Annotated in this window: 18 protein-coding genes; 10 read left to right on the top strand and 8 right to left on the bottom strand. The window is 65.5% G+C overall.

Annotation, left to right across the window (positions count from 1 at the left end; translation table 11 throughout):
• Positions 1 to 24 precede the first annotated feature (24 nt).
• The 4 genes from IP91_RS00725 to IP91_RS00710 are packed head-to-tail and all read left to right on the top strand — an operon-like array spanning position 25 to position 4093.
• Positions 25 to 1413, top strand: coding sequence for a circularly permuted type 2 ATP-grasp protein (locus IP91_RS00725; protein WP_199754506.1), 1389 nt, complete (start codon positions 25 to 27; stop codon positions 1411 to 1413).
• Between the two features lie 40 nt (positions 1414 to 1453).
• Complete coding sequence (locus IP91_RS00720; RefSeq protein ID WP_145646810.1) at positions 1454 to 2389, top strand: alpha-E domain-containing protein; 936 nt, start codon at positions 1454 to 1456, stop codon at positions 2387 to 2389.
• A gap of 9 nt (positions 2390 to 2398) precedes the next feature.
• The gene (locus IP91_RS00715; protein WP_145646808.1) at positions 2399 to 3202 is read left to right on the top strand and encodes a transglutaminase family protein; all 804 of its coding nucleotides are present in this window, start codon (positions 2399 to 2401) and stop codon (positions 3200 to 3202) included.
• 54 nt (positions 3203 to 3256) lie between these two features.
• Complete coding sequence (locus IP91_RS00710) at positions 3257 to 4093, top strand: proteasome-type protease (protein WP_145646806.1); 837 nt, start codon at positions 3257 to 3259, stop codon at positions 4091 to 4093.
• Positions 4094 to 4112: 19 nt separating this feature from the next.
• On the opposite strand, the gene IP91_RS26150 is transcribed toward IP91_RS00710, so the two are convergent.
• Both IP91_RS26150 and IP91_RS00705 read right to left on the bottom strand, forming a co-directional pair.
• A complete protein-coding gene (locus IP91_RS26150) occupies positions 4113 to 4289 on the bottom strand; it encodes a hypothetical protein (RefSeq protein WP_199754461.1) in 177 nt (58 codons plus the stop codon).
• Positions 4286 to 5449, bottom strand: a complete 1164-nt coding sequence (locus IP91_RS00705) for a PepSY-associated TM helix domain-containing protein (RefSeq protein WP_145646805.1) — start codon at positions 5447 to 5449, stop codon at positions 4286 to 4288. The genes IP91_RS26150 and IP91_RS00705 overlap by 4 nt, the downstream gene beginning before the upstream one ends.
• A 163-nt stretch (positions 5450 to 5612) precedes the next feature.
• Between IP91_RS00705 and IP91_RS00700 the strand changes: the two genes are divergently transcribed.
• The 6 genes from IP91_RS00700 to IP91_RS00675 all read left to right on the top strand — a co-directional run bounded on the left by IP91_RS00700 (position 5613) and on the right by IP91_RS00675 (position 11409).
• The gene (locus tag IP91_RS00700) at positions 5613 to 6887 is read left to right on the top strand and encodes an alpha/beta hydrolase (protein ID WP_145646803.1); all 1275 of its coding nucleotides are present in this window, start codon (positions 5613 to 5615) and stop codon (positions 6885 to 6887) included.
• Between the two features lie 9 nt (positions 6888 to 6896).
• Positions 6897 to 7295 carry an Hpt domain-containing protein gene (locus tag IP91_RS00695; protein WP_145646801.1) on the top strand — a complete coding sequence of 133 codons (399 nt, stop codon included), beginning with the start codon at positions 6897 to 6899 and terminating at the stop codon, positions 7293 to 7295.
• 374 nt (positions 7296 to 7669) lie between these two features.
• The gene (locus IP91_RS26145; protein ID WP_199754460.1) at positions 7670 to 8161 is read left to right on the top strand and encodes an SEL1-like repeat protein; all 492 of its coding nucleotides are present in this window, start codon (positions 7670 to 7672) and stop codon (positions 8159 to 8161) included.
• A gap of 229 nt (positions 8162 to 8390) precedes the next feature.
• A complete protein-coding gene (locus tag IP91_RS00685) occupies positions 8391 to 9071 on the top strand; it encodes a response regulator transcription factor (protein ID WP_229473715.1) in 681 nt (226 codons plus the stop codon).
• A gap of 106 nt (positions 9072 to 9177) precedes the next feature.
• Positions 9178 to 10629 carry an XrtA/PEP-CTERM system TPR-repeat protein PrsT gene (gene prsT, locus IP91_RS00680; protein ID WP_158643040.1) on the top strand — a complete coding sequence of 484 codons (1452 nt, stop codon included), beginning with the start codon at positions 9178 to 9180 and terminating at the stop codon, positions 10627 to 10629.
• A gap of 588 nt (positions 10630 to 11217) precedes the next feature.
• Positions 11218 to 11409 (top strand): hypothetical protein, encoded by a 192-nt coding sequence (locus IP91_RS00675; protein WP_145646797.1) that lies wholly within the window; start codon positions 11218 to 11220, stop codon positions 11407 to 11409.
• Between the two features lie 46 nt (positions 11410 to 11455).
• Here IP91_RS00675 and IP91_RS00670 read toward each other — a convergent pair whose 3' ends face one another.
• The 6 genes from IP91_RS00670 to IP91_RS00645 form a co-directional block, all read right to left on the bottom strand.
• Positions 11456 to 11836 carry a hypothetical protein gene (locus tag IP91_RS00670; protein WP_145646795.1) on the bottom strand — a complete coding sequence of 127 codons (381 nt, stop codon included), beginning with the start codon at positions 11834 to 11836 and terminating at the stop codon, positions 11456 to 11458.
• A 47-nt stretch (positions 11837 to 11883) separates the two neighbouring features.
• The gene (locus IP91_RS00665) at positions 11884 to 12420 is read right to left on the bottom strand and encodes a hypothetical protein (RefSeq protein WP_145646794.1); all 537 of its coding nucleotides are present in this window, start codon (positions 12418 to 12420) and stop codon (positions 11884 to 11886) included.
• Positions 12417 to 13055 (bottom strand): glycoside hydrolase family 19 protein, encoded by a 639-nt coding sequence (locus tag IP91_RS00660; protein WP_145646792.1) that lies wholly within the window; start codon positions 13053 to 13055, stop codon positions 12417 to 12419. The genes IP91_RS00665 and IP91_RS00660 overlap by 4 nt, the downstream gene beginning before the upstream one ends.
• The gene (locus IP91_RS00655; RefSeq protein ID WP_145646790.1) at positions 13039 to 13416 is read right to left on the bottom strand and encodes a phage holin family protein; all 378 of its coding nucleotides are present in this window, start codon (positions 13414 to 13416) and stop codon (positions 13039 to 13041) included. The genes IP91_RS00660 and IP91_RS00655 overlap by 17 nt, the downstream gene beginning before the upstream one ends.
• A 67-nt stretch (positions 13417 to 13483) precedes the next feature.
• The gene (locus IP91_RS00650; RefSeq protein WP_145646788.1) at positions 13484 to 13801 is read right to left on the bottom strand and encodes a hypothetical protein; all 318 of its coding nucleotides are present in this window, start codon (positions 13799 to 13801) and stop codon (positions 13484 to 13486) included.
• A 297-nt stretch (positions 13802 to 14098) separates the two neighbouring features.
• Positions 14099 to 14503 carry a hypothetical protein gene (locus tag IP91_RS00645; protein ID WP_145646787.1) on the bottom strand — a complete coding sequence of 135 codons (405 nt, stop codon included), beginning with the start codon at positions 14501 to 14503 and terminating at the stop codon, positions 14099 to 14101.
• Positions 14504 to 14510: the final 7 nt, after the last annotated feature.

Below are 14510 nucleotides of genomic sequence, written 5' to 3'. Positions count from 1 at the left end.
ACCACCGTGCAGTTCTATAACGAGATGTCGTCGCCAGAAGGCACGCGCGACCATTACCGGGAATTTTCCGCCTGGCTGGCCCAGCAATCCCCGGAGGCCCTGGAACGCAAGCGCGTCGAGGCCGACCTGATCTTCCGCCGTGTCGGCATTACCTTTGCCGTGTACGGGGACGATGCGGGCACCGAGCGCCTGATTCCGTTCGATGCGATCCCGCGCATCATCCCGGCCAGCGAGTGGGCCCAGCTGGAAAAGGGCCTGAAGCAGCGCGTCCAGGCGCTGAACATGTTCATCCACGACATCTATCATGACCAGCGCATCATTCGCGCCGGCCTGATTCCCGCCGAGCAGATCTACCGGAACGCCCAGTACCGGCCGGAGATGCAGGGCATCAGCGTGGTGTCGGACATCTATGCGCACGTCGCCGGGGTCGACATCGTGCGTGCCGGCGAAGGCGAGTTCTATGTGCTGGAAGACAACCTCCGGGTCCCCTCCGGCGTGTCGTACATGCTGGAAGACCGCAAGATGATGATGCGGCTGTTCCCCGAGCTGTTCGCGCGGCACCGCGTGGCACCCGTCGACCACTATCCCGACCTGCTGCTGGACAACCTGCGCTCCGTGGCGCCGCTGGGCGTGCTGGACCCGACCGTCGTGGTGATGACCCCGGGAATGTACAACTCGGCCTACTTCGAGCATGCCTTCCTGGCCCAGCAGATGGGCGTCGAGCTGGTCGAGGGCAAGGACCTGTTCGTCAATGACAACGCCGTCTACATGCGCACCACCCAGGGCCCGCGCCGCGTGGACGTGATCTATCGCCGGCTGGACGACGATTTCCTCGACCCCCTTGCCTTCCGCGCCGATTCGTCGTTGGGCGTGCCGGGCCTGCTGTCCGTGTACCGCGCCGGCCGCGTCACGCTGGCCAATGCGATCGGCACCGGCGTGGCGGACGACAAGTCGATCTACCCCTACGTGCCGGACATGATCCGCTTCTACCTTTCCGAGGAACCGGTGCTGAACAACGTGCCCACCTACCAGTGCCGGAAAAAGGACGAGCTCGAATACACGCTGGCCAACCTGGCCGACCTGGTGGTGAAGGAGGTGCACGGCGCCGGCGGCTACGGCATGCTGGTGGGGCCGGCCTCCACCAAGGCGCAGATCGAGGACTTCCGGGCGCGCCTCATCGCCCGGCCGGAAGGTTACATTGCCCAGCCAACCCTGGCGCTGTCCAACTGCCCCACGTTCGTCGATTCCGGCGTGGCGCCGCGGCACATCGACCTGCGGCCGTTCGTCCTGTCCGGCAAGGATATTTCCGTCGTGCCCGGCGGTCTCACCCGCGTGGCGCTGAAGGAAGGCTCGCTGGTCGTCAACTCGTCGCAGGGCGGCGGCACCAAGGACACCTGGGTGCTGGAAAGCTGAACAGGCATTACACAATGAAAAACAATACCGGGAGAACATCATGCTGAGCCGTACCGCCGACCACCTGTACTGGATGGCGCGCTACACCGAACGTGCGGAGAACACCGCGCGCATGCTGGACGTGAACGTGCAGACCGCCCTGCTGCCCCAGTCCGATGCGGATGCGCAGCAGGCTTGGCGCGCCATGCTGGGCATCTCCGAACTGCAGCGCGCCTATGACAGCCGCTATGAAGCGCTGCTGCCGGCGGACGTGATCGATTTCATGGTGCGCGATCCGTCCAATCCGTCCTCCATTGCCGCCTGCCTGACGGGCGCGCGCGAAAATGCCCGCGCCGTGCGCGGCACGCTCACCACCGAAGTCTGGGAAGTCCAGAACCAGACCTGGCTGGACCTGCAGTTCAAGCTGCGCGAACGGCTGCACGAACGCGATCCGGCGCAGTTCTTCGAATGGGTGAAATACCGCTCCCACCTGTCGCGCGGCGTCACGATCGGCACCATGCTGCAGGACGAGGCGATCCACTTCATCCGCCTGGGCACGTTCCTGGAACGGGCCGACAACACGGCGCGCATCCTGGACGTGAAGTTCCATGGCGGCGGCGACGAAACGGGCCGCCGCGACTTTTATTACTGGGCGGCGCTGCTGCGCTCGGTCTCCGGCTTCGAGGTGTATCGCAAGGTCTACCGCGACATCATCACGCCGGACCGCGTGGCCGAACTGCTGATGCTGCGCGCCGACATGCCCCGCTCGCTGCTGGCCTGCATGGACGCGCTGGTGGCCAACCTGGCCCAGGTGCGCAACGGCGCCTCGACGGAAACGGAGCGCCTGGCCGGCCAGCTGCACGCGGAACTGCGCTTCGCCCGCATCGAGGACATCCTCGACAAGGGCCTGCACGGCACGCTGACGCAATTCCTGGAACGGATCTACGAGCTGGGCAACCGGGTCAGCCGCGACTTCCTGCTGCCGCTGGCCGCCTGAGAGAACATCATGCAATTATCGATACGCCATGCCACCCGCTACACCTACACCGAACCCCTGGCGTACACCATCCAGCAGCTGCACCTGACGCCCCGCGTCGAGCCGCAGCAGCACGCGCTGCACTGGAAGCTGGCCGCGCCCGGTCACATGAGCGCCTACACGGATGCCTATGGCAACCTGTCGCACATGCTCACCCTCGACGGCCAGTTCGGTGCCGTGTCGATCGTGGCGGAAGGGGTGGTCGAGACGAGCAGCCCTTGGCAGGGCCGCATCGCCGCCAACGACACGCTCTCCCCGCTGATCTACACGGTGTCCACCCGCCTCACGGCGCAGACGCCCGGCATCCTCGAGCTGGCCGCGGCCTGCCTGCCCGATGGCCGCGCGCAGACGCGCCACCTGCTGAACCTGGCGGAGCACATCTTTGGTGCGGTCCGGTATCAAAGCGGTGCGACGGCCGTCACCACCTCGGCCAGCGATGCGCTCAGCCTGGGCGAAGGCGTGTGCCAGGACCATGCCCACATCTTCCTGGCATGCTGCCATGCGCACGGCATTCCGGCCCGCTACGTATCCGGCTACATCGACCCGGGCGATACCAACCACGCGGCCAGCCATGCGTGGGTGGATGCCTGGGCCTGCGACAGCAGCTACGAGGGCTGGATCAGCATCGACGTGACGCACGCGCGGCTGATGACGGATGCCTACTGCCGCATCGCCATCGGCCGCGACTACGAAGGGGCGGCGCCGATCCGTGGCGTGCGGCGCGGCGGCGGCACGGAAGGCCTGTCGGTGGACGTACAAATCATTCCTAAGTGAAACAAGCTTGTGTAGAATTGGCGTTTATCCGTCGTCTTTATCCAGGACAGTTCCATGACCTACTGTGTCGGCATGCGCATGAATGCAGGCCTCGTCTTCCTCTCCGATTCACGTACCAACGCGGGCGTGGACCATATCGGCACCTTCCGCAAGCTGAACGTGTTCGAGAACCCGGGTGACCGGGTGATGGTGATGATGACGGCCGGGAACCTGTCGATCTCGCAGTCGATCCGGCAGATGCTGGGCGACTTCGTCGGCAGCAACGGCCACAGCATCTGGACCGCGCCGAACATGTTCGAGGCGGCCCGGGTGATGGGCGAGGCTGTGCGCTCGGTGCACGACCGCGAGGCGGCCCAGCTGAAGGAATTCGGCATCGACTTCAACGTGGCGATCATCTTCGGCGGCCAGATCCATGGCGAGAAGTGCCGGCTGTTCCAGATCTACTCGGCCGGCAACTTCCTGGAGTCGCACGACGAAAATACCTATTTCCAGATCGGCGAATCGAAGTACGGCAAGCCGATCATCGACCGCGTGATCTCGCCGCAGACCTCGCTCGACGAGGCGGCCAAGTGCGCGCTGATCTCGATGGATTCCACGCTGCGCTCGAACATCTCGGTCGGCCTGCCGCTGGACCTGCTGGTGTATGAAACGGACAGCCTGGCCGTGACCCGCTTCGTGGTCGTGGACGAGAAGAACCAGTATTTCCAGATGCTGCGCAGCACCTGGGGCGAGCAACTGAAGCACGTGTTCGAAGGCATCGAAGCGCCGGCCTGGGAAGCCATGCCCACCCGCGCCAGCGGGCCGGTGCGCATGCCGCCGCCGCTGACCGTGGCCCCCGTCGTGACGGCACCGGCCCCGCTGCAGACGGTGGCCCAGCAGTTCAATCACTGATCCGGCAGGACCTTCTCTTTCATCGTCCCTGCTTCCTGAGGCTGTGCCAGGTTCCCAGCAGCACGGGCACGGCCAGCGCCAGCGCCGACACCAGATCCCACACGCCATCGCCCAGCAGGGCCGAGAGCAGCCCGATGGCCGTCAGCACACCCAGCAAGATCGGTACGCCCCACAGGCGCATGAACGACGGCTTCATCGCGCGTCCCCCTGCGCCAGTGCCGGGGCGGGCGTGTCGGCATTGACGACCCCGTCTTCCTTGCGGACCGGCACGGCCGCCCCGCGCTTCAGCCACAGGTACAGGCCGCTGCCCAGCACGAAGATGGTCAGCACGTCCAGCGCCGCCCACAGGAACTGCATGGCCGCCCCGCCGTAGTCGCCGAAGTGCAGCGGCTGGGACAGCAGCAGCGCCGTCAGGTACCACGGCAGGTCGCGGCTGTCCGTGATCTGGGCCGTCTGCGCATCGACCAGCACGGGCTTGTACAGCTTCGACGTGAGCGCCTCGCTGCCGTGCATGAACACGCCGTAATGGTGGGCGCTGGTGAACGGCGTGCCGGGGAAGGCGATGAACGCCACCTTCATGCCCGGCTCGGCCGCCTGGGCGCGCTGTACCGAATCCTGCATGGAGCCCAGCCGCGTGATCGGCGGCGCATCCTTGTACGGCGCCAGCATCTCGGCCATCTCGGTGACCTGCCAGTATTTCAGCAGCAGGTCGGCCCAGGTATTGATCATGCCGGTGGCACCCACCACCAGCGCCCACGTCAATGTGACGATGCCCAGCAGGTTGTGCAGGTCCAGCCACTTGGTGCGGGCGGTGCGCGCGCGGCGCACCGTGCCGAACTCGAGCTTGCGCATGAACGGCGCGTACAGCACCACGCCGGAGACGATCGCCACCAGCAGCAGCAAGCCCATCAGGCCGAGGAACAGCTTGCCCCACAGCCCGGCATACAGGTCCACGTGCAGGTGGAACATGACGGACATGAAGGAGCCTTCGAATTGCGGCGTGGGCAGCACCTCGGCCGTGCGCGCATCGACGGCGGTGGCGATGTATTTCTCGTCCGCGCCATGGTCGCCCAGCGTCACGTTCCAGATGTTCGGCTCGTCCGCCTCCTGCGACATGTACATCATCTGCTTGCCGGGATAGCGCGCCCTGGCGGAGGCGATGATGGTGTCCAGGCTGGCCATCGGCGTGCCGGCCGGCAGCACTTGCGCCTCCACTTCATTGCCCAGCAGGTGCCCGATCTCGTGGTGATAGATCAGCGGCAGCCCGGTAAGACAGAGCAGCAGCATGAAGACGGTGCAGACCAGGCTGCTCCATTTGTGGATCCAGGCCCAGCGGCGGATGGCGACAGGTGTCATGGGAAAGCGGTCGATGGTAATTGCGGGATGATAATGCAAATTATTCGCATTTACCATAGCGATCATGCGCGGCGTACGCCGTTCCGCACGCCAGCGCCGCGACTGGACTTGCACCGCACGCTGTGGTGAGATACGTGCTACCGCAGCCCGGAGCCTATCCCGCATGGACGTACTGACCACCGCACTGACCGCAGCGATCACGGCGGGCGCCACCGGCGCCGCCTACCAGATGCTCAAGACGAGGCTGGCCGGCAAGTCGCCGCGCGTCGACGAGGCGATCGCCGACCTGGAGGACGACCCCGGTTCCCTGTCGCGGCAGTTCAGTGTGTCCGATGCGCTGGCCGCGGCTGGCCTGGCCGGGGACCGCTACCTGCGCGCGGCAGCCCGCAACCTGCTCGAGGAAGTGGAACGCCGCCGGCCCATCGCCCCCGCTGCCAGCGGGGCGGATGCACCGAACCACGCCGTGCTGCAGGTCTTCTTCGCGACCGACCGGCAGCAGACGGGCGATCCCCACCCGGCACGCCAGTTCGGTGGCGGCCGCGGCGAGCTGGCGTACGGCAGCTGTGAGGTGAGCATCCCGCATGAGCACCAGATGGGCGCCATGGAGTCGCCTTCCCTGCTGCGGCTGCAGTTCCGGCCGGACCCGGACCGCCACGTGGTGCTGCTGCGCACCGCGCTGGCCGGACGCGAGCCGTTCTTCGCCAGTCTGGCCGAGCGGATCGCGGCCAGCCCGTCGAACAGCGCGCTGCTGTTCGTGCACGGCTACCGCGTCAGCTTCGAGGACGCCGCCCGGCGCACCGGCCAGATCGCCCACGACCTGCAGTTCCCCGGCATTCCCGTGTTCTACAGCTGGCCTTCGCAGGGCCGGCTGTCCGGCTACATGGTCGACGAAACCAATATCGAATGGACCCAGGCGCGGCTGCTGGGCTTCCTGGTCGATTTCCTGGAACGTACTACGGCGGAGCACGTCTACCTGCTGGCGCACAGCATGGGCAACCGCGCCATGACGCGTGCGGCGGCGGCGCTGATCGACCAGCGGCCGGATCTGGCCGGGCGCCTGCGCGAGATCATCCTGACGGCGCCCGATATCGATGCGGAAGTGTTTCGCCGCGACATCGCGCCGGCGCTGGCCGCGGCCGGCAATCCCGTCACGCTGTACGCCTCCTCCGCGGACAGTGCGCTGGAAGTCTCGCAGCGCATGCATGGCTATCCCCGGGCGGGCGACAGCGGCGACGGTCTGGTCGTCGTGCCGGGCGTGGAAACGGTGGACGCCAGCAAGGTCGACACGAGCTTCATCGCCCATTCCTATTTCGCGCAGCGGCGTTCGGCGCTGGCGGACATGTATTACCTGATCACGCGGCGGCTGCGTGCCGCCGAGCGTTTCGGCCTGCACCCGGTCGACGGGCCGGCCGGCCGCTACTGGACTTTCGACGAATAGGAGCGCGCCATGGCTGCGTATGCGAGTGCGGTGGACGAATCGGTATTCTGCGTGGACGAACTCGTGGAGCGCTGTGGCAACGATGCGCGCGCGATGGCAAAGGTGGTCGGACGGGTACGCAACTGGATGGGCCGCGGCAGCGAGCCGATGGAACTGGCCGCCGCGGCCGTGGCCGATGCCCGCTTCCTGGAAGCACGGCACCACCTGCACCGGCTGCGCGACGATGTGAGCGAACTGGGCGCCAGCCGCTTCGTGGCCGCCTGCCTGGGCCTCGAACTGGCGCTCGCCGAGGGCAAGGTGATGCAGATCCCGCTGCTGTTCTCGGCCGCCGAGGCGGAGCTGCGGCTCGTGGCCGAGCACGCCGGCGCCTGGCTCGACCAGCATGCCGGCCGCGCCAGCGCGCGGTGAACAGAAACGCGGCAATACGTCGAGGGTGTCAGTACGCGTGAACTGCGCGCGCCGCCTGACCTGCAGAGCAGCGAGCAACCTGATAAGGCCGGCGTCGAGCGATTTATCGACCTCGTCCGTATTAACGTCTCGTTACAAATATTACCGGAGCCGGTCACATTGGGGCGGCTTGCGGCAATTTCAACATGCTAAGATCCGCAACGATCCGTAGCATTCGCGCATCCTGTATCACCAATACCAAGGGAGCAGATCGTTGCCAGCCGCCAGGTACGACTGCGTGCGCTGACCAGTGCGCCATTGCTTGACGGTAATTGCTATCATGCGGGTCCCTGTCAACCGTGCAGTACAGGCTTGAATAAGGCAACAAGAACAATATGGAATTATTCAACAAGGCCGGCATGCTCATTTCGTCGGTTTTCGTGATGGTGGGCGCCTTGATAGCCTGCCAGGCGCGCGACGATGTCGTGCCGCCCGCCCCCGTGATCGAGGCGGTTGCCCAGCGCCTCGGCGAGCATGGTGGTGCTGCCGCCGAGCGGCGCCTGCGCGAGTGGGCCGAACAGGGCTCCGTCGTCGCCAAACGTGAACTGGGCATGCTGTACCAGAACAAGCTGCCCCAGCGCAGCGAGGCGATGCGCCTGTTCGAGGAAGCGGCCCGGGCCGGCGATTCCGAGTCGGCGTTCCAGCTTGCCGAGATGTACCAGCGTGCCGGCAGCGGCGCGGGCGGCGAGCAGGACAAGGCCTGGCCGCTGTACGCCCAGGCTGCCGAACACCGTCATCCGCAGGCAGCCCTGCGTCTCGTCTCGCTGGCAAAGGGCGGCAGCGAAGGCGCCGCGCGCTGGCTTGCCGCCAGTGGCCAGCTGAAGTAATCCGGCGCGGCGAGGGCCTATTCCGGCGCTGGCCCACCGCCGGTGCGTTCGCCCTCTCCCCGCTCCTCGCCTCCGCTTTCCCCCCGACTTTTCTTGCATGCTCCGACAAGCAGCAACGGCCATTGTCACGCGATTTAACATTGCTTAACTTGTCGCGCGCCGCCGGGCGTTCCATCATGCATGCATGACAAGCCAAGGCACGTCGCCACGGCGGAACAGGAGAATTCCCATGCACGCAACCCTGCCCCATGTCCATATCATGCACGCCGATCCCGTGATGACGGCCGGCCTGCACGCCCTGCTGGCCGAACACGGCGGCTTCACGCTCACCACGCAGTCGCGCCAGCCCCACGCCCAGGGGCAGGCGCACGTGCTCGTGACGGACCACGATACCGGCATCGCGCTGGCGCGCCAGCTGGCCGGCGAACGCTTCAGGGCCACGCCGCGGGTGCTGATCGTGACGCAGCTCGACAAGGAATGGCAGGTGCGCACCGCGATGGACAGCGGCGTGCATGGCTACCTGCTGCAGAACTGCGCCGCGGACGAACTGGCGCGCGCCGTGCACCAGCTGGGCATGGGCATGCGTTACCTGTCCGAAGCGGTGACGCGCTGCGTCGCCGACAGCCTGAGCCGGGAAATGCTGACCGGCCGCGAGACGGACGTGCTGCAGCTGCTGGCGCGGGGCTGCTGCAACAAGTCGATCGCACGCGAGCTGGGCATCGGCGTGGGCACCGTCAAGACCCATGTCAAGGGCCTGATGAGCAAGCTCGATGCGACGGCGCGCACCCATGCCGTGGTGGTGGCCGCGCAGCGGGGGCTGATCGGCGCCGGTGCCCGTCCCCTGGCGCCGCTGCCGGGACGGCAGGCGCGCGCCGCGGCTCCCCGCCCCCGGCACCCCGTGCTGCAATAGCATCGGTAGCATCGGTAGCACGCGCCGCCGGCATCGTTGAGCACGATCAACGATGCCGGTCCCGCGATTTCCTACGCTGGCATTTCAGCCCGCCACGGAGATCGCCATGCCGAACCGCTTTCGCACCACGCTGTCCTCCCTGCCCCTGCAGCTTGCGCTGGCCTGCACGCTGGCCACGTCGCTGGCCGCCTGCAGCCGCACCCCGCCGGCCGACGAACTGGTTGCCGATGCGCGCCGCTACCGCGACCAGAACAATCCGAAAGCGGCCATCATCCAGCTGAAGAACGCGGTCCAGCAGCAGCCCGACAATGGGGCCGCGCGGCTGATGCTGGGGCAGCTGTACCTGGACACGGGCGACATGGCCTCGGCCGAGAAGGAACTGCGCCGTGCCCGCGACCTGGGTGCAGCGCCGGGCACCGTGCTGCCGGCCCTGGGCCGCGCCCTGCTGCTGCAGGGCCAGTACCAGCGCGTGCTGGACGAACTGCCCGCCGAGTCGGCCACGCCGGAAGCGCTCGCGGCGCGCGGCCATGCACTGCTGGGCCTGAACCGTCCGGACGACGCACGGGCACAGTTCCAGCGCGCGCTCGATGCCCGGCCGGGTCTCGCCGATGCCACGCTGGGCCTGGCCAAGGTGGCGCTGGCGGCCAACCAGACGGGCCAGGCGGACCAGCTGGCGGACCAGGCCATCGCCCAGCATCCGGACAGCGTCGATTCGCTGCGCTTCAAGGGCGACCTCCAGCGTGCCGGCAACGAACGCGAGGCGGCGCGCGCCACGTACGAACGCATCCTGAAGATCAAGCCGGACAATGTGCAGGCCCACGTCGACCTCGCCAACCTGGATATCGAGGCGGGCAACTTCACGAAGGCGCGCGACCAGATCAAGCAGGCGCGCAAGGCGCAGCCGAACAGCCTGCTGATCTTCTATTCCCAGGCGCTGCTCGATTTCCGCGAAGGACATTACAAGGCGTCGCTCGACCAGCTGCAGCAGGTGCTGCGCGCCGTGCCGGACCATATGCCGAGCGTGCTGCTGGCCGGCGCGGTGGAGCTGGCACTGGGCTCGAACATCCAGGCCGAGCGCCACCTGAACCGCTTCCTCGAGTCCGATCCCGGCAATGCCTATGCGACCAAGCTGCTGGCCACCGTGGCCCTGCGCAACGGCCAGGCGGACGCAGCACTCAAGCTGATCCGGCCGCTGGTGGAGAAGACGCCGGACGACGTGGAGCTGCTGGCGCTCGCTGGCGAAGCGGAGATGCGTGCGCGCCACTTCGACCGGGCGGCCGGCTATTTCGAAAAGGCCAGCCAGCTGAAGCCGGATGCCCCGTCGCTGCGGCTGGCACATGGCGTGAGCCGGCTCGGGCTGGGCGAGAATCCGCGCGCCATCGCCGAACTGGAACAGGCCAGCCAGGCGGACCCGGGCGGCGGGCGCGCCGGCGTGCTGCTGGTCCTGACCCACCTGCGCACCAAGCAGTTCGACAAGGCGCTGGAGGCGGTCGATGCAATGATACGCACCGGCGACAATCCGATGCTGCAGAACCTGCGGGGTCGGACAATGAAGTAGCCCTACTCCCTACTCCATATCCTCTCAGGACTGCCTAATATACAGTGATCTGGAATCCACGATAGAATGCGGCTCTCAAGGTGGTTTGCAGTCGGATATTTGGCAGCCGAGCGGCGTGTCCGTTAGATATGCCAATACGTTGACAATCTCGTCCCAGTGCTCGTCAAAGAAGCTTGCAGTAAAAGGGTCAGCGTGAGTAGCTGACAACTCATCTGCTAGCGCCCGTAAAGCCGCTCCCCCATCAGTCATGGTCATCCGCATTCTCTCCATGTGTCCTCCTGCAAAAATTCTCCGGTAAAAAATGCGTCGGACATTTGATCTACCACAAGCAAGCAGCATAAATAACGATAGACGGTCTGACCATATTCGTTCCGCAGTGATCTCGGCGGCCGTCCGCTTACTATGCAGCGGTAGGACTGCTTCAGCGAAACGGCTGCTAGAAGGTTATGGTATCGCGCACCACACGCGATTCCGCATATCTCACGCATTAGGTCAGCGACGCAGGCAGCAGTGTGACAATTCAATAGATTTTTAGACTCAGAAGCCCTGCATACTGTCTGCTCGACAATTCAGACAGGTGTCGCAGACATGGACGAAGAGCGCCGTAAGGATACGTTTACTGCTCGAAAAGTTGAAGTCGCGCTGGTGTTTTGGGCGATGCTGGGGCCAGAGGACGCGCTTGCGTATGCTCAAGCTTCTCATTTAGATGAGGGGCTGGTGCAGCGAATCCTGCATACGCCTGCGCATCGCTCCACGGACGTACCCGAAAACGAAGTTTGAAGTATCAGATTTGCAACTGAACTGTTCGCGCCTGCTCCGACAACGATCACACTCCCCCATGGGGAGTTACAAGCCAGGCCTGCTCCACGTGGGCGAGCTTGCCACCGGCCGAATGGATCTCGTACCCGCTCACAACGAAGCCGCGATGATCAGCCAGCTCGATCGTGGGATTGAACAGCGGCAGGCCGAGCGGGGTGAAATGGAGGGCGCCGGCCACGATGAGTTCCGCCATGTGCGAGGCGCCGCCGCCCGTCTGGTGCCGGCTTGTGGGTCGCAGGATGAATTCCCCGCGCAGCCGCGGCGCAGCGTGAAACTCCCCGGACGTCAGGCGCTGGCCATCGCGGCGCAGCATGACCACCGTGACGGGCAGGCCTTTGCGCCGCTCGCTCTGCACCGGCGGACCCATGGAGGAAGTGGTTGCGGACATGTTGCAATAATACTGTACAAAAACACAGTATATCAGCGTGACCGACGCTACTCCCCTACTTCGTAGAAACCGTGCGTGCGGACCCAGTCCTGCAGGCCGTGCAGCTTCGCGCGGAGCCGTGCTACTTCGCTGTCGGCGCTTTCTGCGAGGTCTCGAAGACCCCGTTCAACTGGCTCTGGTAGCTCGATGCTTTCGACGGCTCCGACTGCATCAGCTGGTCCGGTGCCTGGGGCTTCGCCGGGGCCGGCAGCGGCGCACACACGAGTGGGGATTGAGATGCGCAGCCGGATGCGATCAACAGCAGCACGCTCAGCGACAATACGCTCGTTGGCTTCACGGAGATTCTCCTTGTAGGTGGCCAGGGTGGCCTTGGTGGCGGAAATATCGGCCTGGCGGGCCTTTTCGTTGGCGGTCACGGCGGCCAGCACGGCTTTCTCCTGAGCGCTGGCCCGGGCGACCTTATCGAGATCCCATGCGGACTGCACGCGGGCGGCGCCCACCCAATGGCCGCTCCAGCCGGCCAGGGCCAGCGCGCCGAGCAGCCCGCCGCCGATCACGAGGGCTTTCAGCTGCGCGGGCGTCACGACAGCACCTTCAGCGCGCGCTGGGTCAGCTCCAGGCGCTTCGTGTAGCCGATCGCATCGCCCTCCTTCTCGGTGCGCCGGCCGATGTTGATGATGTCCGAAACGGCGTCGACGTTGTTCGTATCCGCCCAGCGGCTGCAGCCGTTCTTCCACCAGAACCAGGCCGCCGACAGCGCGGCGCCCGGCACGGTGGCCAGCCAGTTGCCGATATCGGCATCGATGACGCCAAGCTCGAGCGCCGCCGCGCGCTGATTGTTCTTGCCGGTGAGCTGGATCCAGCCGGCGCCGCGGTACCGCCAGCCGTCGCCCGATTTCTGGTCGCCGTTGCCCATGCGGTTGGCGTAGACGAAGTTGGCGATCTTCTCGGGCTGGTTCGCGTAGGCCTGCGCCTCCACCTGGTTCGTGAAGCGCTTCGGCCACGTGCGCAGCAGGTTGACGGCGCTGTAGTTCAGGTCCTCCCGGAAGCGCGTGAAGTCGCCACTCTCGTGCGCGATCTGCGCCAGGAAGTGGGCGGCGCGCTGCGGCGTGTCGATGCCGTACCGTGACATCGCGGCGTTCAGCGGGCCGACGTAGGCGCCGACAGCGTGGCCGACGGCGGGCGCGATCTGGTGCAGCTGCTCACTGGTGAGATTCATTGCCGGATTCCTTGGTTGGCGCCGGCGCGTCCGCCGGCAGATTGAATTTCGTGTTCAGCACGCCCTCGAGCTTGAACAGCGCGCGGGAACCCATGTGTGCGGCGATGCCGACCAGGGCGTATTTCAGCGCTGGCGGCGCGGCCATGTAGTCGCACAGGTTCGCGGTGATGATCCCGGTGAAGCCGGCGACGACCAACTCGCCCAGCAGCTCAGTGAAGTTCCAGGCGCGTGCGTGCCCTTCCTTCATCTTGCGAATGAACGAGGCGACGCCGCCCCACAGGGACAGGCCGATCAGCAGCACCCAGCTGAGGAGGACATCGAGGTTGAAACTCGGGTCGTGCGGTGGGGGTGATGGATTCATGGGTTCCTAAATTGAAAAGCCACCCGAAGGTGGCCTGCTGTCGAGGTAGCGGACTGGTGCTGAAAGCTCAGACTTCGTAGATGACGCGGATGAATCCGTCATCGGGGATGTACAGGGCCACCGACGAGCCGGGCGCCAAGTCCATCTGGAATCGCGTGAGCGTGTTCGCCGGGAAGTAGTACGTGATCGATGGCACACCGGTGTTGCCCACATTCGTTCGGAACGTCGCCTGCTCGTTCGTATTCGAGATGTTGTTGTAGTAGTAGCACTGCTCGTAGCCGTAGTAATCGAACCCGTACGGATGCACGCCGTAGTACCCCGTCTCGTTCGATGGGAAGCAGTAGTCGCTCGGGATTCCGTAGCGGCTGTATTCCTCTGCAGTCATCAGAAACGTGCCTTGGTAGTCAGGACCGTAGAGCGACGTGTTCGTGCGGGAAGGATTCGTGTAGTACTTCGTGCTGCCATACACTTCGTAGGCAAACGCCCGGCCACCAATACCGACCACCGTCGCCGGCCCTTTCGCATCGAGCGGAACTGTCCACGAGGATGTCCCAGGTCGAAGGGTAACTTCCTTCGTTCGGCTGGCCAGCTTCCCGCCACGAGGTAAAGGCACACGCGGGTTGCAACCTGCGTGCGGCATGCGCGAGAGAGCCCTGACGCTTGTAATCGACATCGCCTCCCCTCAGAAGTGAACGGCTTCCGCTTCGAACACGAAGCCGGCGGGAAGCGCGACCATGCTGCCAACGTAGAGCTCCTGGTCTTTGCCCAGGCGGAAGGGCGTGGATTCGCTGAAGCGCGTGAACTGCGCGCGCGGGATGGTGGCAGTGGTGCTGAGGTTGAAGCCGCCGTAAAAGGCCGCATCGATCAGCTGCTTTGTGGTGCCGTTGTCCTTGCTCAGGAACAGAAGCAGGCCTGCGGCACTGACCGTGCCCCGGGCCATGGCACCGAGGCCCACAAGCATCGTGCCGTCTTCCTTGCCCTTGCAGAGAAACACTGCTCCCGCCCCATCGACCGGGTTGCACGCCGCAGTTGCCACGGCGGGGAGGATTTCTGGAGTTTGCGGGAAAGCTGGGAAATGCGTGTTCATCGTTGTC

The sequence above is a fragment of the Pseudoduganella lurida genome (assembly GCF_007830455.1).
Classification (GTDB): Bacteria; Pseudomonadota; Gammaproteobacteria; order Burkholderiales; family Burkholderiaceae_D; genus Rugamonas; species Rugamonas lurida.
This window is presented reverse-complemented; position numbering and strand designations above follow the sequence as displayed.